This is a genomic window from Streptomyces sp. ISL-98, assembly GCF_018614055.1.
In the GTDB taxonomy this organism is placed as follows: Bacteria; Actinomycetota; Actinomycetes; order Streptomycetales; family Streptomycetaceae; genus Streptomyces; species Streptomyces spiramyceticus.
Genome location: NZ_JAGGPB010000051.1, coordinates 23,536 through 44,853, shown reverse-complemented (window position 1 = coordinate 44,853; position 21,318 = coordinate 23,536). Strand labels below are relative to the sequence as shown.

Genomic DNA, 21,318 nt, shown 5'->3' with positions numbered 1-21,318 from the left:
AGATCCGAGAAACAGTGCCTAAGTCCCAGGGCTACTCAAGAAAGAATCTTGCGCAGGGAGTCAAGAGAACCGGCGTCTGTTCCCTCTCCAGTTGTGTACGGCTGATGGCCCCGTCTGGGGCGCTGAGGAGCCGCATACTGGAGGAGGTTGCTCAGTGGAGTTCGTCGCTATTGCCCTGTTCGTGGCCGCCGTGCTCGCACCCGGCATCCGGTCCTTGCTGGACAGCGTGGCCTACCGGAACCGGGCCCGGGGAAAGGCCGAGATCATCCGCGCCAAGGGTGAGGCGCGGGAAGCCGCAGCCGGCGCAGTTGGGGGAAAGCGGGGGCGGAGCCGTGGCTGAATCCCGAACGATCCAGCAGGTGAACGCCGCCGCGCTGGATGCCGTCTACCGCGCCTACCGGGACGAGATGACCGCAGTGGCAGCCCGTCTGCTGCGTAACCGGATCATCCCCGAGGCCATGATCGGCCGGGAGGACGTAGTACAGCTGGCGTTCGAGGGTGCGCTGCGTGCTCCCGGGAAGCTGCGCGAGCCCCGCGCCTACGTCTACAGGACTCTGCGCCGCGAGGTCATCCACCAGGCAGAGCGGCTGCACCAGGCACGGGAGCGGGAGGCCGAGCACCTGGTGGATGAGCACATGGCCACGAGGCACGGCCGGGACGTCGCCTCTCTGGTCGCTGAACACATGATGGTGTTTGACGCGCTGCGCGAGCTGCCGCTGCAGCAGCGCATCGCGCTCGTGGCCACCAAGATGTACGGCTTTACCCAGCGCGAGATGGCGCAGATTGCGGAAATCCACCCTGGCACGGTCGCGGTGTCGGTCGCGCGAGCGGCCACCACCCTGAGGCACGTCTTGAGCAGTTGGATGCCCCCGGTGGGGTCGATCGCAGCAGCGGGGGCATCCTTCCCGAGCGATCCCGTGTTCGTTTGGTGGGTGGTAGCGCGCATCGGGGCGAGCGAGAGTCAGGGCGACCTACGGGTCGAATTCATCGCCCTGTACCTGGAGCTCGAGACGGAGCTGGAGGCGAAATCAGTGAGCTCAAGGCGCGATGGCGGGCGGACCTCAACTCTTGACGGCCTCTGCGATCTGCAGGGCGGCCTGGGCGGGCGTGAGGTGCGTGGTGTCGACGACCTCGGCCTCGCCGTGTAGCCACGTGCGGGCCGCCTCGGCGTAGGGCTCGAGGTATTTGAGGCGGAATGGGGAGGGGCCAAGAAGAGTGTCCCCCTCGATGCGCCCGCGGAGGGTGTCTTGGTCAGCGTGGAGGACGAAGTGCCGTACCGGGATGGCATGTTGGGCGAGGCCCGTGCTGATCTCGCGCCAGTACTGCTCGACCAGGACAGTCATGGGCATCACCAGAGTGCCGCCGGTGTAGTCGAGTACGCGGCGGGCGGTCTCGACTACGAGCGGCCGCCACGGCGGCCAGTGCTGGAAGTTGCCTGTCCAGGGCAGCCCCGGCGTGATGTCCATGAGTGTCTCGCCGACCTTCTCGGCGTCGAACACCCGTGAATCCGGGATCAGCTGCTGCACGAGTGCACTGGTCGTCGTCTTGCCTGCGCCGTGGGTGCCATTGAGCCATACGATCATGGGACCCAACGCTAGCGCCGTGCGGGCAGCGAAAACGGGCACGGCAGAAACCGGTACGGCTCCGGCGTTCCCAGGGGTGGTGTCAACCTTCAAGATCAGGTGCCACCTATCTCGCAATGTCACATCGATGTTCTTGGCGATCTGGTCGGCATGCTGATCAAGGCGCTCGCGTAGGGCCGCATAGTGGCCGAGCGGGTCGTGGCGCCCGAGTTGGAACCAGGTTTTGGCGCGACGAAGGAACCAGGCCCGGCGGACATCGTCGGGCTGGCCGGCCTCAATGGGGCGAGGAGCGAACAGAGGAGCGAACAGGGGCTCGCCTTCGGCGACACGGGCCCAGATGAAGGCGGATGCCTCCTGTCGTTTGCGGTCGTCCAGGTTGGGGCGGACGGGGCCGGAAACAGGCGGCAGGCTGGCGATGATCTCGTGCCAGATGTCAGGGTCAGCGACCAGTTCTGGAGTGCTTCGCGCCGCCGGCGGTAGTCGATGAGGTCGCTTTCGAGGTCGAGATCCTCCGCCATGTCCCGGAGTGCCTGGGTGAAGCGATCCGGGTCGTCGATGAGCCACCCGTAGGTCTCCGTTGGACAGCACGCGAGAGAGGTAGCGCGCGACGGCGTTTCGCGCCCGCCTGCTGCTCGGCGCCATGTGAATCGTGACCTCGCGGTCGTGTCTCGATCGAGGCCGAGGGCCCGCCTCGTCCCGCGGTGCGGAACACCGCGGGACCAGGTGGGGGAGCGCCTCTCGCCGCAGGCCGGCGGCGCGGCTACGGCGCCGCCGGATGGTGCAGGCGGCGCCAGTATCCCGCGAGGTCGCTGGTGGCGGTGGTGACTGAGTCGAGGGCCATCGTCGTACGAGAGCCCCGGTCGTAGCCGTCCCACTGCGGCATGGGGTGGTGGTTGGGATCGCCGGTGCGGATGAAGGAGATCCAGGACGTGTGCATGGTCGCGGCGAGACCGTCACGGACCCTGGGGTCCAGCCCCGCCAGGAAGGGTGCGTGCGCCCACTTGTCGAAGTTGTCGAACACGAATGGCAGTTCCAGGCAGTGTGCGGCTGCGAGTTGACCGTTGTGCGCAGGAGTGGGGAGGTTGAACTGGTACGCCCAGACCGGACGTCCGCGGGCCGCCCGCCGTTCGGCCAGCGCCACGCTGGGCATGCGGAACAGGTCGTCGGTGATCAGATCCATGAGTACGTCCACCGGGCGGGCGCCCGGCCGGGCCTCTTCGTACGCGGTGTATGCCTGGGCCGCCCGGTTCCCGAAGGTGTCCCGCGCCCTTGCGAGCACCTGATTCTTGGTTGCAGCGGCGTACGGCTCGCTGAGCGCGAAGGCGAAGTTCGCCTCTTCCCTGGTCCAGCCGATGAGGACGTCGATGTCCGCCCCGGCGCCGCTGAGCAGCAGGTCGGCGGGGTCGCGGTCCAGCGTGACCTCGTCGAGTACCGGCAGGAACGGGGTCGACCAGTATCCCCACCGTCCTGTGCGCCCGAACATCTCGAAGGTGGCGGCGATCAGGCGTGGCCAGGGCACGGCTCGTAGTTCCGCTACGTTCTTGGCTCCGAGGATGTCCAGGTAGGTGGCGGTGCGCTGAAGCGACTCGGCGCGGGTGGGGATCTGCAGCCCGAGCGGTGGGCTCTGCAGGATGGCGCGTCGGAACAGCGGGCGGCCCTTGGGCCGGGCGCCGGCCAGCGCCGCGACCGACAGAGCGCCGCCGGACTGGCCGGCGACGGTGATGTTGTCGGGGTCGCCGCCGAATGCGGTGATGTTGTCCCGTACCCAGTGCAGCGCGGCGAGTTGGTCGGTGAGCCAGAAGTTCCCCCCGGCGCCGTCCTCGCCGAAGTAGAGGTAACCCAGCGGGCCGAGCCGGTAGTTGATGGTCACGACGACGAGGTCGCCGTCGCGCGCGAAGGTCTCGCCGGAGTAGTTGGGCAGCGAGCCGGATCCGGAGATGAAGCCGCCGCCGTGGATCCACACCATCACCGGTCGCTTGGCGTCATCGGCTCCGGGGGTCCAGACGTTGAGCGTGAGGCAGTCCTCGTCGAAGGGGGGCGAGCCGTGCGTTCCGAGCACTTGGTCGCCTCCGTCCCGGTAGGGCTGCGGTGCACTCGGGCCGAAGGCGGTCGCATCGCGCGTTCCCTGCCATCCGGGATGGGGCTGAGCCGGCCGCCATCGAAGCGCGCCGATCGGCGGCGCCGCGTAGGGCACGCCCTTGAATACGGTGAGACCTCCTTCCGTGCCTCCGCGCACTCGGCCCGCGGGCAGCTCCACCACGGGCGAGGACCCGTCCGTGCGGGAGGCGGCCTGCGCCGTGCCCCCGTCCGGTATGCCGGAAAGGAGTGCGGCGCCGGCCAACACCCCACTGTTCTTGAGGATTTTGCGCCGCGATGGATCATCGGTCATGGTGCTTCACTCCCTGACTGGTCAAGAGCCTGTAGCCAGATCGGCATAGCGCAAAAATGACGATGGCTAGTGTTACGACATGCATGTGGTCGGGGTCAAGGGTCGCGACCCTCGCGAGGCCGCCCATCTCGCGAAGTCTTGACGAGCGTCGTAAATTCGCGATAGACACGTGTCATCTCCGATGCCGCCCGTAGGCAGTCAAGGGCTCGCCCAGGCATCGGCTGTGGCTTCGAGCCCGTCTGATCAGCGACGAAACGCGCATTTCAACCGGCAGCCAGGCCACCCCTGAGAGCCGGACCTCCCTCGCCTGGACCCCCTCAAGGCAGCCCCATCAGCAACATCCAGCCCTCCGGGGCCGGTTGACAACGTACGGAGTTTCCATGGCACGTCGTTCTCGTCCCGTTGCTCTGATCGCCGTATCGACGGCACTCCTGCTGGCCACGGCATGTGGTGGTGCCAGCCTTGGGGCCAGTGGTGACAACAAGCAGAGCGGGCCCGTGAAGATCGGGCTCCTCGTCCCGCAGTCGGGGATCTACAAGGCGCTCGGCGACGACATGAAGCAGGGCTTCGAGCTCTACGTCAAGCAGCACGGCGGCAAGCTCGGCGGCCGCGAGGTGGAGATCGTGATTGCCGACGAAGGGGAAACGGCCGACTCGGGCAAGGCGGCCGCGGAGAAGTTGGTCAAGCAGGACCATGTCCTGGCGGTGAGTGGGGTGGTGAGCTCGGCGACCATCAACGGAGTCAAGGACCTGTTCGAGACAAGAAAGGTCCCGCTCGTCGGCTCGAACGCCTCGCCTACGACGCTGACCGGGACCACGTACATCTGGCGCACGTCGTACGTCAACGATGAACCCGGCAAGGCGCTGGGCAAGCACGTGGCGGAGAAGGCCGGCGGCCCGGTCTTCCTGATCGCCGCGGGCTACCAGGCGGGCAAGGACGAGGTGGAGGGCTTCAAGTCCACCTTCCTCCCGGTGGGCGGAAAGATCGCGGGGGAGGAGGTCTATACGCCGTTCCCAGGAACGAAGAACTTCCAGCCGTACCTCGCGCAGATCGAGAGGTCCGGCGCGAAAGCCGTCTTCTGCTTCTACGCCGGCGGTGCGGCCGTCGACTTCGTCAAGCAGTACCGGGACTTCGGACTGGCCGGCAAGATCCCGCTCTACGCGCCCGGCTTCCTCACCGAGGGCGGCGTGCTCAAGGGGCAGGGAGAGGCGGCCAATGGCATCCTCACCGCACTCAACTACAGCGCGGACCTGGACAACGCGGCCAACAAGCATTTCGCCCCGGCGTACACATCCGCCTACGGGTCGGCCCCGACCACCTACGCGATGGCGTCATGGGACGCGGCGCAGGTGCTCGACAAGGCGATCAAGGCGGCCGGTGGCACGGTGACCCCGGAAACGGTCAACGCTGCCATCGCCAAGGTGGGGGACATCGACAGCCCGCGAGGCACCTGGCGGTTCAACAGCGGCGGCACGCCCATCCAGCCCTGGTACCTGCGTGAGGTCAAACAGGGGACCAACACCGTCAGCTCCGAGCTCGGCCGGCTGGGCGGCTGACGTGGCCGGATGGTTGGACGGCAACTTCGTCAGCGTCATCGACGGGGTCGCCTTCGGTCTGCTGCTGTTCACGATCGCGGTCGGCCTCTCCCTGGTCTTCGGCATGATGGACGTGCTCAACCTGGCTCACGGCACGCTCTACCTCGTCGGGGCCTACGTCGCCTACGCACTGTCCGACGGGAGCCTGTGGGGTCTGCTCCTCGCGCTGGCTGCCGGCGCTCTGGTGGGCACCCTGGGCGGAGTGGCGCTGACGTTCCTCACTCAGCCGCTGGCCCGGCGCGGGCACCTGGACCAGGCCGTGCTGACGCTCGGTGTCACCTTCATCGTCGCCGATCTTCTTGCCGCGGCCTTCGGCGGCGAGGTGCTGCCCACGGACCCGCCGACGTTCCTCCGCGGGACGGTGGACCTCCTCGGCCACGCCTATCCGGTCTACCGGCTGGTGTTCATCGGCGTCGCGACCGGCCTCGCGACCGTCGTGTACCTCCTCTTCGAACGCACCTCGCTCGGAGCACTGGTGCGGGCCACCGTCGCGGACCGGGACATGGTCCGCGCACTGGGTGTCGACATCCGCAAGGTTTTGTACGGAGTCTTCGCGTTCGGTGCGGCTCTGGCCGCGGTCGGTGGTGTCCTGGGGGCACCGATTCTGGGTCCCGGGCCGGGAGTCGACGAGACCGTCCTCGTCCTCTCGCTCGTCGTCGTGGTCGTAGGCGGTCTCGGATCCGTGCGCGGTGCGCTCGCCGGAGCGCTTCTCATCGGCCAGGTGCAGACACTGGGGGTGGCTCTGCTCCCGGAGTACGCCCCCTTCCTTCTCTTCGGCACCATGCTGGCCGTGCTCGTCGTCCGCCCGCACGGCCTGGTCTCGTCGGCGGTGCGCACATGAACCCGTCCGGACCTGACGGATCCGCCGCACGGCGGCTGTCGGTGACTGTCGTTGCCGTCGGGCTCGCGTCGGCCCCCTTCGTCCTCAGCCCGTACATCATCGGCAGCCTGTCGCGGATCCTGGTGTTCGCCCTTCTCGCGATCAGCGTGAACCTGCTCACCGGCCTGACCGGACTGCCGACTCTCGGCCAGTCGGCCTACTTCGGCGTCGGTGCCTATACGGCGGCGATCGTCGCGACGAGGCTCACCGACATCGGGATACTCCAACTCCTCATCGCCGCGGGCGTCTCCGCGCTGGTAGCCGTGCCCACGGGATGGCTGGCCGTGAGAGCCCGGGGAGTGGTGTTCCTGATGCTGACGCTGGCCATCGGAGAGATCGCCTACAGCGCTGCCGTCAACTGGAAGTCGCTGACGAACGGCACCGACGGTGTGTCCGGCATCCCGCCCGTCGTACCGTTGCCCGGCATGCCCGCGCTGGAGCTCGACGGGCTGGTGTACTTCTATGTCCTGGCCGTATTCCTGGTGCTCTTCGCGGCCGTCTCCCGCCTGGGCTCGACACCGTTCGCCCTTGCCCTGCGCGGAATCCGCGACAACGAGCCCCGCATGAGCGCGATCGGATATCCCACCCGGCGGTACGCCTTGACTGTCTATTGCGGCGCCGGTGCGCTGGCCGGCGTCGCCGGTGCCTTGTGGGTGTCGGTGCAGCGGTTCGTCTCGCCCGGCGACGCGGGATTCGAGATCGCCGCCCTGGCGCTGCTGGCCGTCGTCATCGGCGGCTCCGGCTCGATGTGGGGGGCTTGTGCCGGAGCCGCGCTCGTCTGGCTCACCCGGGACTACCTCGGAAACCTCGAAGCCGTCGCCGGACGCGGGCCGCTGCTGCTCGGACTGTTCTTCGTCATCGCCGTCTACACGCTGCCCAGAGGGCTGGCCGGCGTACGACTCCCGCCCAAGCTGACCCGGAAGAGGACGGCGTGACAGATCTCGATCTACTGGAACTACGCCAGGTGTCACGACACTTCGGCTCCTTCCGAGCCTTGGACGAGGTCGACCTCACCGTGCGGCCGGGGGCCCGGCACGCGATCATCGGTCCGAACGGTGCGGGCAAGTCGACGCTGTTCGGCCTGATCTCGGGAACGCTGTCGACCACCGCCGGAACCATCCTCGTCGACGGGCAGGACGTGACCCGGTTGCCCGTGGACCGCCGCGTCGCGCTCGGTGTCGCCGCGACGTTTCAGCACTCCAGTCTCTTCATGCAAGAGACCGTGCTGGAGAACGTCCTGCTCGCCGTGCTGCGCCGAGCCGGTACCGGACTCGGCGGCTGGCGGAAGGTGAGTGCCCGGGCGACGGCGATCGCGCAGGCGTACACGCTGCTCGAGCGAGTGGGCCTGCCCACCCGGCACGACGCCCAGGTGGCCGCGCTCTCGCACGGCGAACGGCGGCAGCTGGAGGTCGCCGTCGCTCTGGCTACCGAACCCCGGCTGCTGTTGCTGGACGAGCCGGCCGCCGGGATGTCGCCGGCGGAGACGGCGCGGCTCACGGAACTGATCGCCGCTCTGCCCGGTGAGGTGACCGTACTCCTGATCGAACACGACCTTGACATGGTCTTCGAGCTCGCCGACACGGTGACGGTCATGCACCTCGGCAGACACCTGAAGACCGGCTCTCCGGATGAGGTGCGCGCCTCCACCGAGGTCCAGAGTGCCTACCTCGGTACCAAGGAGGTCTCCTCGTGAAGCCGTTCTTCAGCGTGCGTGAGCTGCGCTCCGGTTACGCCGGGGGCACCGTCCTGGACGGTATCGATCTCGACCTCGACACAGGCGGGACCCTCGCGGTCCTCGGGCGCAACGGGGTCGGGAAGACCACCCTCATCTCGACCGTCGTGGGATTCCTCCGGCCCTACGAAGGCAGCGTCACCATCGACGGCCGGGAGATCGCCGGGGCCCGTGTCGATGTGATCGCCCGGGCCGGGGTGAGTGTCGTTCCGCAGGGGCGCCGTGTTTTCGCGCCCCTGACGGTGGCAGAGCACCTGGCGATCGCCTCGCGGCGTCCGGCGCGGGGCCCGTGGACAAGGGCCCGCATCCTCGACCTGTTGCCGCGGCTGGGGGAGCGGCTCGGCCATCGCGGCGACCAGCTTTCCGGCGGGGAACAGCAGATGCTCGCGATCGCCCGCGCCCTGCTGGGCAATCCGCGTCTGCTGCTGCTCGACGAGCCGTCCGACGGCCTCGCCCCGGCGATCGTCGCCCAAGTGGGCGAGGTGATCCGCGAGGTGAGCGCGCAGGGCATGTCGGTGGTCCTCGTCGAACAGAACCTGGGGCTCGCCTTCTCCGTCGCCCAGAGCGTGGCCGTCATGCAGAAGGGCCGCATCGTCCACCAAGCAGCCTGCGCGGAATTCGCGTCCCGACCCGAGGACCGGAGGCGCCTGCTGGGCGTCGACTGACCGGACGACCGAACGGGATTGTCCCTCACCTGGAGGCTCCACTCATGGCTTCTTCTCCCGATCAGAACCTGTTCTCCGCGCTCGGCCGCACGGTGGTGCTCGTCGCGGATGCAGATGCCGCCCTGGTCTTCTACCGCGACATCCTGGGCTTTTCGATCCTGCACGATCAGACGGCTGGAGGCGACCGCTATCTGCACGTTGGATTATCCGGCCAGGCACAGGCCGGCCTCTGGCTGATGCCTGCGACCACGGCCCGGGAGCGTGAGCTGATCGGCCGTCAGTGCGGTGGCCAGCCCCTGCTCGTCCTGTATACGGACGACGTGCAGCAGATCGGCAATCACCTGCGCGCTCACGGCGTGCGGGTGTGGGACGAGCGGGAGGACGCCGACAGCCGTTCTCTGCACTTCGAAGACCTGTACGGGACGTCATGGTCGCGGCGCAACTGCCCATCCGATGACGGTCGCCGATCAGCTGGTCGGAGGCTTGACCATCGAATCCAACGCGGCTGCGGTTCGTGTGGGGATGCTGAACCAGTCGGGCGGGCGTTGTCACCGCAGGAAAGGAGTAGACGGACGACGGTGCAGCGGCGTCGGTGAGGGCGGTGGCCCGGTCGGCGAACTCGCCGTCGAATTCGCCACCTTCGAAGCGGTTCGGCGGCGGTGATACGCAGGCCGCCGAACTTCGTGGCGAACTCCTCGATCCGGTGGGCGGGGTCGAGGGTGGCCAGGTCGTGATGGAGCCGGCCGAGCAGAGCGGCCCAGCCGGGCCCCGACGGTGGAGATCCAGGAGGGGATCTGCCGCTCGCTGGACAGGGATTCTTCAAGCCTGGCAGCTCAGCGAACAATAATCGGTTGCCTGTTGGCGATGGTGGTGGATGCAATGTCCGGCATGGTCACCCAGGTGCGCCTGCCACGGCGAGATGAGATGAACGCGTACTACCGGGCCTTGCCACTCGGCGATCTGGGCAACCTGCGACCGAATCGTCACGCGGGAGACACCAACGCATGAATACGCCACCATCGCCACCTGGAGCGGAGCGGACTGACGGATCATCCGTCCAGATCGGCGCTCTCGTTCCGCTGACTCGGCCTGGCTGGGTCGAGGCAGGCCAACACTTGCTTGCTGGACTCGAGCTGGCTGTTCGCGAAGTCAATGACGCCGGCGGGATCGCCGGAAGACCACTCGAGCTGGTGGTCCGAGACACCGCGGCTGATCCACAGAGGGCCACGGCGGCCGTAGATGAATTGGCTCGCCTGGGCGTGGCTGCCTTGGCGGGGGAGTATCACAGCGTCGTCGCTCGCGCCGCTGCCGCCAGGGCCGACGCCCTCGGCCTGCCGTTCCTCTGTTCGTCAGCGGTTCTCGACGCGCTCACCGAACAGCCAACGGAATGGGTCGCGCGCCTCTGCCCGGCGCAGTCCCACGGCTGGCAGATCTACGCAGACTTCCTCCTCAGCGCGGGCCACAGTCGAATCGCCGTAGCAGCCCAGCCGAGTGTCTACTGGACATCTGGGGCCCGCATTCTGCGGGACTACCTCGCTCCACGCGGCGGCACCGTGATCGAACTCGACATGCGCGCGCTCACCCCAACGGCCGTGTGCGACGAACTCGTCGACAATCGCGCGACAGCCCTCCTTCTTCTGGTCGGCCACCCGGAGCCGGCAGTGTCGATCGTCAAGTCTGTCCGCCGCGACCAGCGCCTCTCCGAGATCATGATTGGTGCTCCGGCCGGGCAACCGGAGTTCGCCGAATGGGCGACGTTGCTGGGCGACGACGGCTCAGCGATCCCGTTCTTGCGCTACCTGCCCGAGCGTCTCAGCCCACTTGGTGCACGAGTCGAGACGGCCCTCCGCGAGCGGCTGGGCGAAGCGCCCTCCTTCGTCGCCTTCGAGGGCTACGACACGGTCGCCGTCCTCGCCGATGTGCTGCGTTCTCACGGCGCGGACCGGGCGCGCATTGCCGAATCCTGGCCGCGCGTTGCTGTCGAGGGCACCCGCGGGCAGATCCAGTTCTCCCGCACGCCAGGCATCAGCGTTTGGCAATGGGCTTGGACGCCAGTCCACGTCGTTGATCGAGATCCGGCGGAACCCGATCGCTTTCGGATCCTTCACGCCGGCTGAGAGAGCACGAAGGTCCGACTGCCCAGATCTGTCCGAACGTGAGGCTGCCTACCTCTGATCTCGCCCAGTGCACCGCCCTTTAGGGTGGTGGTGAAGGGCGTGCTTGGCTCGGAGGCGCGGAGCGCCGGAGTGTCCCTGCGCCTGCGTGGTGACGGTCAGATGGGACGTTGTGTCCGCCCCACAGATGTCGGCGGACGTGCGCGTTGTACTCCTGGCGAAGTCTGCGGGAGCTGACGCCCTTGAGGGAGTTGACCAGTTTGGAGAGCTGAACCTTCGGTGGATCGTGCACGAGCAGGTGGACGTGATCCTGTTCGCCGTTGAACTGCTTCAGCTCGGCTTCGAAGCCTTCGCCGTGTGGTGGTCGCCATGAGTGAACAAGGGGTGGAGAAGCGGCAGTTCGGGCATCGTGCCCGACTGGTACTTTCCCCCGTCCTGTCACTCAAGGCTGATGTTCAGGCGCACGCCACCCGATCAATCTCAGCTCAACCACGGTTCCATTGATCTCCGACGCCGTGATCAAACAACCGATCCTCGGCGCGCCACAACGATCAGTTGTGCACGCCTAAGGTGAACCAGTGGACACCGAGGCATTGCGATCGTTCGTCCGGGCGACAGAGCTCGGACAGTTGCAACATGCGGCCGATGAGCTGGGCGTGACGCAGCAGGCAGTCTCCAAGCGGATCGCCGCCCTGGAGCGCGAGCTGGAAGTCCGTCTGTTCACACGTACCGCCCGAGGGGTTGAGCTGACGCTCGATGGTCAGGCGTTTCTCCCCCACGCGCGGAGCATCGTCGCGGGTATCGAGCGCGCCATCACCGCGGTCAGGCCGGGCTCCCGGGCCCTTCGGATCGACGTTCTCGGCCTGCGGAGCGCGCAGGCCGTTGTTCTGCACGACTATTGGCGGTCGCATCCCGAAACCAACCTCGACGTGGTGACCCTCAGGGTCAACGACCCACGCGTGGCGGTCACCGCCGTCGAAGCAGGCGATATCGATGCCTCGTTCCGTACCGTCATTGACCCGGACACACTGCCGCCCGACGTGCAAATGATTCGCGCGTTCGACTCTCCGCTGGAACTTCTCGTCGGCCCTGGGCATCCGCTCGCCTCCGCGCGAAGACTGACGCCACCGCAGCTGCGTAAGCACCGGATATGGGTGCCGGGTATCGCGCCCCGAAGCGAATGGGCAGAGTTCTACGATCAGCTCGCCACCGACTTCGACCTGCGCCTCGACGCGGCAGGCCCGCACTTTGGAGACGAAGTACTCCTGGACACTCTCGCGGACTCCGCGGACGTGGCCACCCTCGTTGGGGCACGCGACCGGTACATCTGGCCGACGAACTACGACCTACGCCGCATCCCTATTGTGAATCCGACCCTCGCCTACCCACTTTCTCTTATCCTCCCCAAAACGAATCCACATCCAGGACTCCGTGGAATCATCACCCACCTCGGAAGCCTGCCAAGGCTCCCTGAGACGGTCTGGCTTCCGTCCTGGGCAACGAGGCCACGGCGCGGCGACAGCGACATCGCAAATGCTCGCAGGGACCAACCCCGACAAGGTGACTCGACCGGCTGCTGATAGCAGCCTCCACCAGCGCCTAGTGAGTCTTATCCAGTCACCGGTACACAGAAAGGATCGTGGCATGTCCAGCGACCGTCTCATGCGCATCCATAGCGCCGAGTTCCAGGCCATGGCCGAGAGGGTCCTGCAGGTCACTGAGCTCACCTCCCGCCTGAACGTCCTACCCTTCGAGGATGAAGCGGGCAAGGCGGAACTGTTCGAACAGGTCCTCGGCAAGCCGCTGTCGACGAGAGTCACGATCTATCCGCCCTTCTACACGGACCACGGCCTTCACTTGGACCTCGCGGAGCGCGTGTTCATCAACCAGAACTGCACGTTCCTGGACTACGCCGGCATCCGGCTCGGCGAGCGCGTGATGGTCGGACCAAAGGCCACGTTCATCACCGTCGGTCACCCGGTCGATCCTGAGGAGCGACGGGGGTGGCTAAGCGGCGCGCCCATCGATGTGGCGGAGAACGTGTGGATCGGCGCCGGTGCCACGATCCTTCCTGGCGTCAGCATTGGCCGTGATGCCGTGGTCGCCGCTGGCGCGGTCGTGACCGATGACGTTCCGCCGGCAAGTCTGGTGACCGGCAGTAAGGCAAGCGTGCACCGACGGTGGTGACGACCTCTCCGGGGTCACACCGAGCCCCGGACTACGGGCAGTCATCAACCAGATCGGAAGCCTGGCGCCCCTCCCCGAGACAACTGGCTCCGGTCCAGGGCGACGAACCAACGTCGCGGCCATAAGTCCCGCTGCACCTCGTCCAGAGTTTGAAGAAATTGAAGTGCTCTCCCGGATGAACCCGGGAGATTCCCACCTACCTTGCGGTGGTGGGCTTGACGCGGTTCGTGCGCCTGACGACTGCCCTCCCGGCAGCCTGGGGAAGTCGACCGGGAGCCGACGGGCGATCTGTTCCGGGCTCCACGAGGTTGCCCAGCGCCGGTCCTGTCGGCGGCCGTGGCGCCGCCCGATCCAGCGCACCTGCGGTCCCGGGATCCCGTTGCCGTCCAGGGCGGTCACCATGCTGGCGAGTCTGTCCTGCACATACTGCTGGAGTCTGTCGGTCACGGTGAGTTTGGCGGCACGTCGGGCGTCGGGCCCGGCGGTCGGCATGCCACTGCGCGGTCGAGGGCCGGTAGCCCAGACAGTGGATCAAGGCTGATCGACGGCATGCCGCCCACCCTCACGGAAAACCACCGCGGCCCAAAGGCATCGACACACCACACGCGACGGCGGGCCGCCGCCGGCCCCCTGAACAGGTGGCCGTCACGCCGCGTAGTAAGTAGGGAGCGGCAGGATGGACCGTACGGAGAAGGGCGAGCGTCTGTGATGCGTCGAATGGGACCGAAAGCGTGGAGGCCGCACCGGCCTTCCGGCACGAGCCGCCGACTGCGCATCGATTACCCGCGCCGCGGCCGTCGCGGTCTGTTCCGGTTTCTTCCGTCGTGGCGCCAGCTGCTCGGCATCTCACTGATCTGCTGCGCCGCCCTCGCCGCTCTGGTCGGCTATGTCTACTCCACTGTGCACATCGCGGACGTGAATGCCACCGCGCGAGCGGAAGCCAATGTCTACTACTGGGCCGACGGCACCCAAATGGTCAGTGTCGGGGCGATCAACCGGCAGAACGTCCCGCTGTCCGACATCCCGCCCGCACTGCAGAATGCCGTGATCTCGGCGGAGAACGCCGACTTCTACAGTGACCCGGGATTCTCCGTCGGCGGCCTGGGCCGGGCGGTGGTGAACATGGCCCGCGGAGGGGAGATCCAGGGCGGTTCGACCATCACGCAGCAGTATGCGAAGAACACGTACCTGACGCCGGAGCAGACCGTGGACCGCAAGCTGCGCGAGCTGTGCCTGGCGGTCAAGCTGTCCAGGTCGCTGTCCAAGCAGGAGATCCTCCAGGGGTATCTCAACACCAGCTGGTTCGGCCGTAACGCCTACGGAGTGCAGGCCGCCGCGATGGCCTACTACGGAATGGACGCGCGGGAACTCGATCCCGGGCGCAGCGCGTTGCTGGCCGCGCTGCTGAAGGGCGCGGAGCAGTACGACCCTTCCTTGAGCGAGGCGAATCACCGCCGGGCGGAGGCGCGGTGGAGGTACGTCCTGGACCGGCAGGTGGAGCTTGGCCACATGTCGCCGGAGGAGCGGGCGAAGTACACCGTCTTCCCGGAGCCGCGCCAACTGTCGGTGTCCACCGGTCTGTCCGGACAGACCGGCTACCTGGTGGACGTGGCGAACAAGTACATCGAAAAACGTACCGGGCTGACTGCCGAGGATCTGGGCCGCGGCGGATACAAGATCCGTACGACCTTCGACAGGACCAAGGTGGAGCAACTGCGGCAGACCGTGGACAAGGTCACGGCGCAGACGCTGGACCCCGAACGCCGGATCGCCGACCGGGACGTCCAGTTCGGCGCCGCGTCGATACGCCCGGACGACGGGGCGGTGCTGGCGCTGTACGGCGGCTCCGACGCGACCGAGCATTTCACCAACAACGCCGACACGGCGGGTGTACCGGTGGGGTCGGCTTTCAAGCCGTTCGTCCTGGCCGCGGCTCTTCAGTACGGTGTCCCTTCGGCCGGCACGCTCGCGCCACGGCTGCCGGTGACCGCCGACAGCTTCTACGACGGGACCGGCGTCCTGACCACTGGAACGCCGTGGCTGCTGCCGGAGCGATCCGATACCGGCGCCGGCCGGTTCGCGGCCGGCGCCATGTCCTTCTCCGCCGGCTTTCCCACGTTGCGCGAGGCGCTGGTCACCGGTGGCGACAGTGTCTACGGCAGGCTCGGTGAGGACATCGGCCTGAAGAAGGTGCGCGATCTCGCGGTCAGTACGGGCCTGCTGCCGCAGAGCATGGCCCCCTTGGAGCGACCCTTCTCCGTCGGCACCTCCACCCCGAGCGCCATTCGCATGGCCGACGCCTACGCCACCTTCGCTGAGGACGGCCGACGGACGGACCCGTACTCGGTCACCGAGGTCACCTACCGGGGCACACGGCTGGAGAGGCTGGAGCGGCCGCCCCGCAGGCAAGTCCTGGACACCGAAGTGGCCCGTGAGGTCTCCCGGGCGATGGGGGACGTGGCCGTGGACTCCCTGGCCCCGGACACCCTACGCGCACTGGCGACGCCGATTGCGGCGGGCCGCACCGGCGACGCCGACCGGCTGCCGGCCGCCTGGTTCATCGGCTGCACGGAAGAACTGTCGACGGCCGTGACCGTCTTCCGGGACAAACCCGGCGAGGGCGGCCTGCTCCCGGTGACTGGAGTGGGCGGGTCCGGGGCGGAGCGGGGCGACTTCCTGCCGCTGCGGGTGTGGGCGTCGTACATGACCGCGGCCCGGTCCGGACCGTAGCGCCGTACGGCGAAGAGGCCGACGTCCGAAAGAGACGTCGGCCTCGGCTTGCTCTGCCTCTACCGGCTGCCGGTGAGGCTTGCGAACACCACCACGTTTTCCGAGTAGTACCGCTCCGACTGGTCGTACGCACCGCCGCAGGTGATCAGACGCAGACCCGCCTGATCGACGTTCTTGTAGACCTCGACTGTGGGGAACCGGTTCTTGGGATACTGAGCTGTGCGGTCGCCGCTGAACCGCACGGTCTTCCCGTCCGCGCGGTCGACCTCGATCTTGTCACCGGCCTTGAGCGAGGACGGTGGACGTCCAGGACCCAGCGCAGGATCAACACGCTCTGTTTGAACGGCCCCAGGGCGCGGGTGCCCTTGCGGGTCCCGAGACGCTCGCGGTGTTCGAGCAGCAGCTTCGCGAGGGCTTCAGCAGTGGCCCGGCTGACATCGAGCACGCCGGTGTAGGTGATATTGGTCAACGCGTGAAGCCTCTCGGTACCCCGAACCTGTTCCTACCAGGGGCTTCTCGCGTATCTGATGCCGGGTCAATCCCGTCTGACGTCCCTGGTCAGGAAGATCTCGGATCTGTCGGACGGGCGGCATACTCTGAGCCCCGTCCGCACCATCTGGGAGAGTCATGACAAGTAGGTTCACCGAGTTGGCCGTTGACTGCCACGATCCGGAGAGGCTCGCGGCCTTCTGGTGCGAGGTCCTGGACTTCAAGGTGATCGACCGGAGCGAGGGAAAAGTCGAGATCGGCTCCTGGGTGCCGACCGTCGAGGATGTTCGGGCCCGCCAGATGTCGCCCACCCTGCTGTTCATCCAGGTGCCCGAGGGCAAGACCGTGAAGAACCGGCTTCACCTCGACGTCAGCCCGATCGACGGCAGCACCGAGGACGAGGTGACCAGATTGCTCGGCCTCGGCGCCACCGAGACGGATGTGGGCCAGGGATCAGACCGACACTGGGTGGTCATGGCCGACCCCGAGGGCAACGAGTTCGACGTCCTTCGCACCCTGGCACCGCAGAACTAGGCCGCGAGCGGGCACCCGCACCCCGTCACACACCGCAACTGTCACGTTGCCGAGAAGACCTCGGTGAGGCGTCTCAGGCTCTTGAGCGCGGCCTGGACCAGGCGTACAGCGCCATCGGTCACGTCTCGTACAAGGAACCGGCCAAGCCTCAGCCCTGACCCGGCACCCGTCTGCTTCCACGAGTGAAAGGCCACTCTCACATGCCCGAATCGACCTCACACAGACCGACTGTCGACGAGCTGCTCGTCACTGCTGGGGCGCCGCGGCGGCGAACCGTGGACGAGCACATGTTCCAGGTGGGCAAGGCGGGCGGGGTGCCGTGCACGTTCCGGCTTCAGCTGTTCACAGCAGCCGACGAGCGGACCGTCGCGGTGGCGACGCAAGGCCCCGACGAGGGTGCCAGTCTCGTCAATCGGGCAGAGCAGTACGCCGCCGCTGTATGGCGGACCCACTGCAGCAGCGAGAGCGAGCCCCCTATCTGGGTCCAGCACATGCTGCCCGACGAAGAGTTCAGCGTCGTGTCCTTCGACGTCACTGGTCCGTTCCAGCTCAAGGCCCCGGGTTGGCACACTCTCACCGACGAGCAGCTGACCACGTTGGCCGGCTGCGATGTCGACCCGAGCCGTGGTGACGGCTACGTGGCGTTCGTGCCCCCGCCGCCCGATCGGCTCCGGTACGACATCATCCCGGTCGCGCACCTTCCGGAACCACAGCCCTTCCGCGAGCCGTGCATGTCCCGCCGCGTCTCACGGCTCGGCATCCTCCTCCGCCGCATACGGCAGCGAAGGCCCGGACCGGGTGCCGGATGCTGCTGGTACCACAAGCAGGACTGGGCGGCGGTCAGCGAATTGGCCATCCGCCTCGCCGACGACGCCCGCCAGGACCGTCTTGCCGATGAGGACATAGGCGAGGAAGTCCCGGAGCGCGCCCGGAGGCTGGGAGTGGCGGACCATGACATACGTGCCCTGGAGTCGCTGCTGAGTCCGGCCGCCGCGATCTTTCCTCACCTCGGCCCCGACCCCGGGTACACCAACGGCAACCACCGGGCCCGAGCCATGCGGGACGCCGGAGTGGAGCGCACCATCGTGACCACTTATCTGCCGCCCGAGGGCACGAACTGAGCAGGGTCCGGCAGCCTGATGACGCGACAGCTCAGCCGTAAGGAAGACTCCGTTCGTGAGCACCACGAGCCGCCGCGGCACCGGACCGAACCGCGTGGAACCTCCGATACGTGATCCGCACACCCGTACTGTCGCCGAGCGGGCAGCGGACGGGGGCTGGTTGAAGTGCTCTTCCGGCTGAAGCCGGGAGAGCACTTCAAGTTCACGCTGTACCTGCCGATCCACCCGTATTTCCTGCCCGACCCGCGTGACTGACGCTCAGTAGCTACAAAGTGGTCCCAGTCCCGAGGCCAGGTCAAGGTCCCTAAACAGCCCTTCAGGTCCCTCGGCCTCGCTGCGTGCCGGCGCTCCGCTCTGCCGCGTGCTGCTGCGCTGCGGGTGCGTCACGGCCTCATGCCAAGCACGAAGGCGAACCGGTCCTGGAAACAGATCTCGCCGGGCGCGTACCGGTGACGAATTTCTGCAAGACCGACGGCCAACTCCTCGTCGGTGAATGACGACAGCACCGACATCCACCGGTTGGCCACCAGCCCGATCCAGTGGTCCCGGTCGACGCATACCTGATACTCCTCGTACCCGTAGCTGGTGATGAGTCCAGATTTCCGCATGTGGTCGGCGATATCCTGGGGAGCCGGTTGCCGTTCGGCAAACCGGTCCAGGGCAGAATGGAACAGGGGGTATTCCAGCCGAGGTGGCAGGGTGACGACAAGCATGTGTCCGCCCGGAACAAGCAGCTCGGCCAGCCCCTTGAGGGTGGTGCCCAGCTCGCTGATGTGGTGAATGGTCTCCTTGATGAGGATGCCGTGCAGCCGGTCATACGGAAGGGTGGCCTGCCCCATGGCCACATCCTCTGCGCTGGCGTGGACGGGGTGCAGCCGGGGGTCGTCCGGTAGTTGAGCGAGCATCGCGGCACTGGGGTCAACGCACAGGATCGGGCTTTGCGCTGAGGCGCCGCCGATCAGATGCCGTAAGAACAGTCCGGTGCCGGCACCAATGTCGGCGATCCGTGTCCCGGGCCTGACCGGGAGTCTGGCGGCGATATGCCTGCACATCCACGCCAGGTATTCGGGGCGGTGCGCCCAAGTATCGTCGTAGTTGTGGGCGAGATTGGCGTAGTGCTGTGCGGCGCAGTCGTTCATGAGTGCCAGATCTCCTGCGGGGTCGTCACGGCTGTCGAGGACGACAGGGACGCGGTGGCTTCTCGCGCGTAGTGATCGGGCTCTGTCATGGGCGCCGATCTGTGGAGGCGAACATCGACGCCACCCTTCAGTCGCTATGTGCCATGAGGTGAACAGAGTGCGCCGGTGAGTCTCTGACACCCCAGACCGCGGCGCAACCGCCTCGTTTTGGCCACGACGCCGACATTCCTTCGTGCCCGGCGAGCCGGTCACAATGGAGGCGGCCCGGGCCGCCGCACCCGACATCGAGTTCGTCGGGCGCTCCACAGCGGGCTCACGATCCGTCGGTCAGGTAGTGACCTGAGTCGGAGATTCGTCGGCAGTATGCGGCGAGTCTGTCGAGGATCTCGTCGGCGGTTTTGGTTCAGATGAACGGTCGTGGCTGGTCGTTCCAGTCCGCAAGCCAGGCCCGGATGTCACGCTCGAGTGCCTGGACGGAGCGGTGGACGCCGCGGCGGAGTTTCTTCGTGGTGAGTTCGGTGAACCACCGCTCGACGAGGTTGAGCCACGAGAACCGGTCGGGGTGAAGTGCAGGTGGAAGTGTGGGTGGGGCCTTGACCCCGAGTCCTGGACACGGGCTTATGCGGCTTGGGCCAGGTTAGTTGATGTTGTTCCGAGTGCCGTCTCGTAGGCGATGGGGCGGCGTTGTCCGTGGCTCGAGTGACGGCGTCGGGTGTTGTAGCGGTGCAGCCACTGGAACAGGTCGAGCCGGGGACGGCACGAACATTGGCCGCGGCGATCAGATCCATGTCCTCACCCGTGGCGAAGATCATCAATCGCAGGTCGGCACGTCAGGATCCGCCGCATTCGCTGTTGTCGCCGCCGGACCGGCACAGCGCGCCCGGGTTGATGGAGGGGGAGGTCGGGGCGGGCTGTGGGTGCGCTTTGCGGTCTGCGTCGTTTATTCCGATGACGGCCACCAGTACCAGGACTAGGCCGGCAAGGGCTTGGACGCCGATGCTGATGATTGCGCGGGCCGTGAACAAAGGGAACGCGGAGACTAGGACGATGCCGCCGGCCACGGCCATGTAGGCGAAGGGGCGGGTGAGGGAGACGGACGAGTTGTCGGCTGCGGGGTCGAACATCTTGTATCCAGCCGCGTCGAGTCCGAAGACGAATGCGATGAGGGGGGCGATGACGTCGATCACGAGGAGGCCGATTGCGAGTGCGATGTCTGCGGCCGGGTGCAACCACCTGCGCCGTTGCGGCGGCAGAGGATTGTTGGCCCCTGTAAAGCGGGGGTGGCGAGTTGGCCACGGGGGGGTACTGGGGGGAGGCAGCGTGGTCATCGGTCCAGCGTCCCTCAGAAGCGGACCGCGGTCCTGAGTAGAAGTACTCAGGCCGCCGCGCGTGACGATTGGCTGGAGTGTCCACCGCGGCACCTGGACCCGTCGGCTCGGCCGCCGCCGATGCCGGTCGGACGGCCTTTTCGACACAAAAGAGGGTCCCGGCGCCGGGCCTGGGGCTCGGTGCCGGGACCAGTTTCCCGCTCTCGGCCGTCTATACGACCGTCACGCGCCTAGAAGGCGCTGTTGTTGCAGCCCATGGTCGAACCCATGTGGGTGTCCTGTGCGCCCGAGTTGCCCTCGCCGTTGAGCGCGTTGCCCAGCGCACCGTTGAGCAGCCCGACCTGGCCGAGGATGTCGAGGTTCAGGTCGTGCGACTTGCAGGTGGAGCTCTGCTGGATGTTGAAGCGGTCGCCACCCTTGCCGCCCTTGCCGCCTTGGCCGTACCCACCCCCGTCGGCGTGGGCAGTGCCGGCACCCAGGAGTCCGACGCTGGCGAGGGTGGCGACCAGGACGGCAGCCTTGCGGAGCTTGTGCATTTCATCTCCGGTGGAGTGAGGTGAATGCGATCTGCGATAGATCGACTTCGTACGATTACGGAGGCTAATAAGAAATATCCCCACAACACCCTGCGGCGCGCCGAATTCGGGGAATCTCACCACCTGTCGGCGTACTCCTTTGAGTGCTCAGCCAAGTACAGATAGACGGGGTCTGTCGCTGATCTTGTGACGCAGTTGGTCAGTTCCTCAGGAGGATACGGGTGCGGAGGAGGTCGAGTTTGGCCCGGCCGTAGCCTGCACGCTTGAGGAGTTGACTCTCGGCACCTGGTGTTCCA

The 21,318-nt window shown here is 67.0% G+C and carries 21 protein-coding genes and 3 pseudogenes; 15 read left to right on the top strand and 9 right to left on the bottom strand.

Going from position 1 to position 21,318, the window contains the following annotated elements; all coding sequences use genetic code 11:
• Positions 1 to 154: 154 nt before the first annotated feature.
• Together J7I98_RS30845 and J7I98_RS30840 are read left to right on the top strand one after the other, a co-directional pair.
• Positions 155 to 340: a hypothetical protein gene (locus tag J7I98_RS30845; protein WP_214928334.1), complete on the top strand. Its 186-nt coding sequence runs from the start codon at positions 155 to 157 to the stop codon at positions 338 to 340.
• Between the two features lie 19 nt (positions 341 to 359).
• Positions 360 to 1,148 carry an RNA polymerase sigma factor gene (locus tag J7I98_RS30840; RefSeq protein WP_214928333.1) on the top strand — a complete coding sequence of 263 codons (789 nt, stop codon included), beginning with the start codon at positions 360 to 362 and terminating at the stop codon, positions 1,146 to 1,148.
• Here the strand turns inward: J7I98_RS30840 and J7I98_RS30835 are convergent.
• On the bottom strand, positions 1,062 to 1,583 hold the full coding sequence (locus J7I98_RS30835; RefSeq protein WP_214928332.1) for an AAA family ATPase: 522 nt from the start codon (positions 1,581 to 1,583) through the stop codon (positions 1,062 to 1,064). The genes J7I98_RS30840 and J7I98_RS30835 overlap by 87 nt on opposite strands.
• A 760-nt stretch (positions 1,584 to 2,343) precedes the next feature.
• Positions 2,344 to 3,972, bottom strand: coding sequence for a carboxylesterase/lipase family protein (locus J7I98_RS30830; protein ID WP_214928331.1), 1,629 nt, complete (start codon positions 3,970 to 3,972; stop codon positions 2,344 to 2,346).
• Positions 3,973 to 4,352: 380 nt separating this feature from the next.
• On the opposite strand from J7I98_RS30830, the gene J7I98_RS30825 reads away from it, so the two are divergent.
• The 8 genes from J7I98_RS30825 (at position 4,353) to J7I98_RS30790 (ending at position 10,961) form a co-directional block, all read left to right on the top strand.
• Positions 4,353 to 5,528, top strand: a complete 1,176-nt coding sequence (locus J7I98_RS30825) for an ABC transporter substrate-binding protein (protein WP_214928330.1) — start codon at positions 4,353 to 4,355, stop codon at positions 5,526 to 5,528.
• Position 5,529: 1 nt separating this feature from the next.
• Positions 5,530 to 6,408 (top strand): branched-chain amino acid ABC transporter permease, encoded by an 879-nt coding sequence (locus J7I98_RS30820; RefSeq protein WP_214928329.1) that lies wholly within the window; start codon positions 5,530 to 5,532, stop codon positions 6,406 to 6,408.
• The gene (locus tag J7I98_RS30815; RefSeq protein WP_214928328.1) at positions 6,405 to 7,382 is read left to right on the top strand and encodes a branched-chain amino acid ABC transporter permease; all 978 of its coding nucleotides are present in this window, start codon (positions 6,405 to 6,407) and stop codon (positions 7,380 to 7,382) included. Before J7I98_RS30820 ends, J7I98_RS30815 begins: the two co-directional genes overlap by 4 nt.
• Positions 7,379 to 8,140, top strand: coding sequence for an ABC transporter ATP-binding protein (locus J7I98_RS30810; RefSeq protein ID WP_214928327.1), 762 nt, complete (start codon positions 7,379 to 7,381; stop codon positions 8,138 to 8,140). The genes J7I98_RS30815 and J7I98_RS30810 overlap by 4 nt, the downstream gene beginning before the upstream one ends.
• The gene (locus J7I98_RS30805; protein ID WP_308378002.1) at positions 8,137 to 8,844 is read left to right on the top strand and encodes an ABC transporter ATP-binding protein; all 708 of its coding nucleotides are present in this window, start codon (positions 8,137 to 8,139) and stop codon (positions 8,842 to 8,844) included. The genes J7I98_RS30810 and J7I98_RS30805 overlap by 4 nt, the downstream gene beginning before the upstream one ends.
• A gap of 44 nt (positions 8,845 to 8,888) precedes the next feature.
• Positions 8,889 to 9,440 (top strand): VOC family protein, encoded by a 552-nt coding sequence (locus J7I98_RS30800; RefSeq protein ID WP_214928326.1) that lies wholly within the window; start codon positions 8,889 to 8,891, stop codon positions 9,438 to 9,440.
• Between the two features lie 178 nt (positions 9,441 to 9,618).
• On the top strand, positions 9,619 to 9,852 hold the full coding sequence (locus tag J7I98_RS30795; RefSeq protein ID WP_214928325.1) for a hypothetical protein: 234 nt from the start codon (positions 9,619 to 9,621) through the stop codon (positions 9,850 to 9,852).
• Positions 9,849 to 10,961: an ABC transporter substrate-binding protein gene (locus J7I98_RS30790; protein WP_214928324.1), complete on the top strand. Its 1,113-nt coding sequence runs from the start codon at positions 9,849 to 9,851 to the stop codon at positions 10,959 to 10,961. The genes J7I98_RS30795 and J7I98_RS30790 overlap by 4 nt, the downstream gene beginning before the upstream one ends.
• A gap of 79 nt (positions 10,962 to 11,040) precedes the next feature.
• Here J7I98_RS30790 and tnpA read toward each other — a convergent pair.
• Positions 11,041 to 11,304: pseudogene (gene tnpA, locus J7I98_RS43040) on the bottom strand (IS200/IS605 family transposase); the annotation flags it as partial.
• A 232-nt stretch (positions 11,305 to 11,536) separates the two neighbouring features.
• Between tnpA and J7I98_RS30780 the strand changes: the two are divergent.
• Positions 11,537 to 12,538 (top strand): LysR family transcriptional regulator, encoded by a 1,002-nt coding sequence (locus J7I98_RS30780; RefSeq protein WP_214928323.1) that lies wholly within the window; start codon positions 11,537 to 11,539, stop codon positions 12,536 to 12,538.
• Positions 12,539 to 12,602: 64 nt separating this feature from the next.
• Positions 12,603 to 13,145 carry a DapH/DapD/GlmU-related protein gene (locus J7I98_RS30775; RefSeq protein ID WP_214928322.1) on the top strand — a complete coding sequence of 181 codons (543 nt, stop codon included), beginning with the start codon at positions 12,603 to 12,605 and terminating at the stop codon, positions 13,143 to 13,145.
• A gap of 258 nt (positions 13,146 to 13,403) precedes the next feature.
• Here the strand turns inward: J7I98_RS30775 and J7I98_RS41555 are convergent.
• Positions 13,404 to 13,668: pseudogene (locus tag J7I98_RS41555) on the bottom strand (IS30 family transposase); the annotation flags it as partial.
• Positions 13,669 to 13,862: 194 nt separating this feature from the next.
• On the opposite strand from J7I98_RS41555, the gene J7I98_RS30770 reads away from it, so the two are divergent.
• A complete protein-coding gene (locus J7I98_RS30770; RefSeq protein WP_214928321.1) occupies positions 13,863 to 15,875 on the top strand; it encodes a transglycosylase domain-containing protein in 2,013 nt (670 codons plus the stop codon).
• A 59-nt stretch (positions 15,876 to 15,934) separates the two neighbouring features.
• On the opposite strand, the gene J7I98_RS30765 is transcribed toward J7I98_RS30770, so the two are convergent.
• Positions 15,935 to 16,192 carry a sortase domain-bontaining protein gene (locus J7I98_RS30765; protein WP_374225191.1) on the bottom strand — a complete coding sequence of 86 codons (258 nt, stop codon included), beginning with the start codon at positions 16,190 to 16,192 and terminating at the stop codon, positions 15,935 to 15,937.
• A 310-nt stretch (positions 16,193 to 16,502) separates the two neighbouring features.
• Between J7I98_RS30765 and J7I98_RS30760 the strand changes: the two genes are divergently transcribed.
• On the top strand, positions 16,503 to 16,898 hold the full coding sequence (locus tag J7I98_RS30760; protein WP_214928319.1) for a VOC family protein: 396 nt from the start codon (positions 16,503 to 16,505) through the stop codon (positions 16,896 to 16,898).
• A gap of 275 nt (positions 16,899 to 17,173) precedes the next feature.
• Positions 17,174 to 18,019: a hypothetical protein gene (locus tag J7I98_RS30755; RefSeq protein ID WP_214928318.1), complete on the top strand. Its 846-nt coding sequence runs from the start codon at positions 17,174 to 17,176 to the stop codon at positions 18,017 to 18,019.
• 383 nt (positions 18,020 to 18,402) lie between these two features.
• Here J7I98_RS30755 and J7I98_RS30750 read toward each other — a convergent pair whose 3' ends face one another.
• From J7I98_RS30750 to J7I98_RS30740, 4 genes and pseudogenes are all read right to left on the bottom strand, one after another.
• Positions 18,403 to 19,158, bottom strand: a complete 756-nt coding sequence (locus J7I98_RS30750) for a class I SAM-dependent methyltransferase (RefSeq protein ID WP_214928317.1) — start codon at positions 19,156 to 19,158, stop codon at positions 18,403 to 18,405.
• 313 nt (positions 19,159 to 19,471) lie between these two features.
• Positions 19,472 to 19,746, bottom strand: a pseudogene (locus J7I98_RS41545) (IS630 family transposase); the annotation flags it as partial.
• 242 nt (positions 19,747 to 19,988) lie between these two features.
• A complete protein-coding gene (locus J7I98_RS30745) occupies positions 19,989 to 20,387 on the bottom strand; it encodes a DUF6234 family protein (protein WP_214928316.1) in 399 nt (132 codons plus the stop codon).
• Between the two features lie 329 nt (positions 20,388 to 20,716).
• A complete protein-coding gene (locus tag J7I98_RS30740; protein WP_214928315.1) occupies positions 20,717 to 21,022 on the bottom strand; it encodes a hypothetical protein in 306 nt (101 codons plus the stop codon).
• Between the last annotated feature and the right edge of the window lie 296 nt (positions 21,023 to 21,318).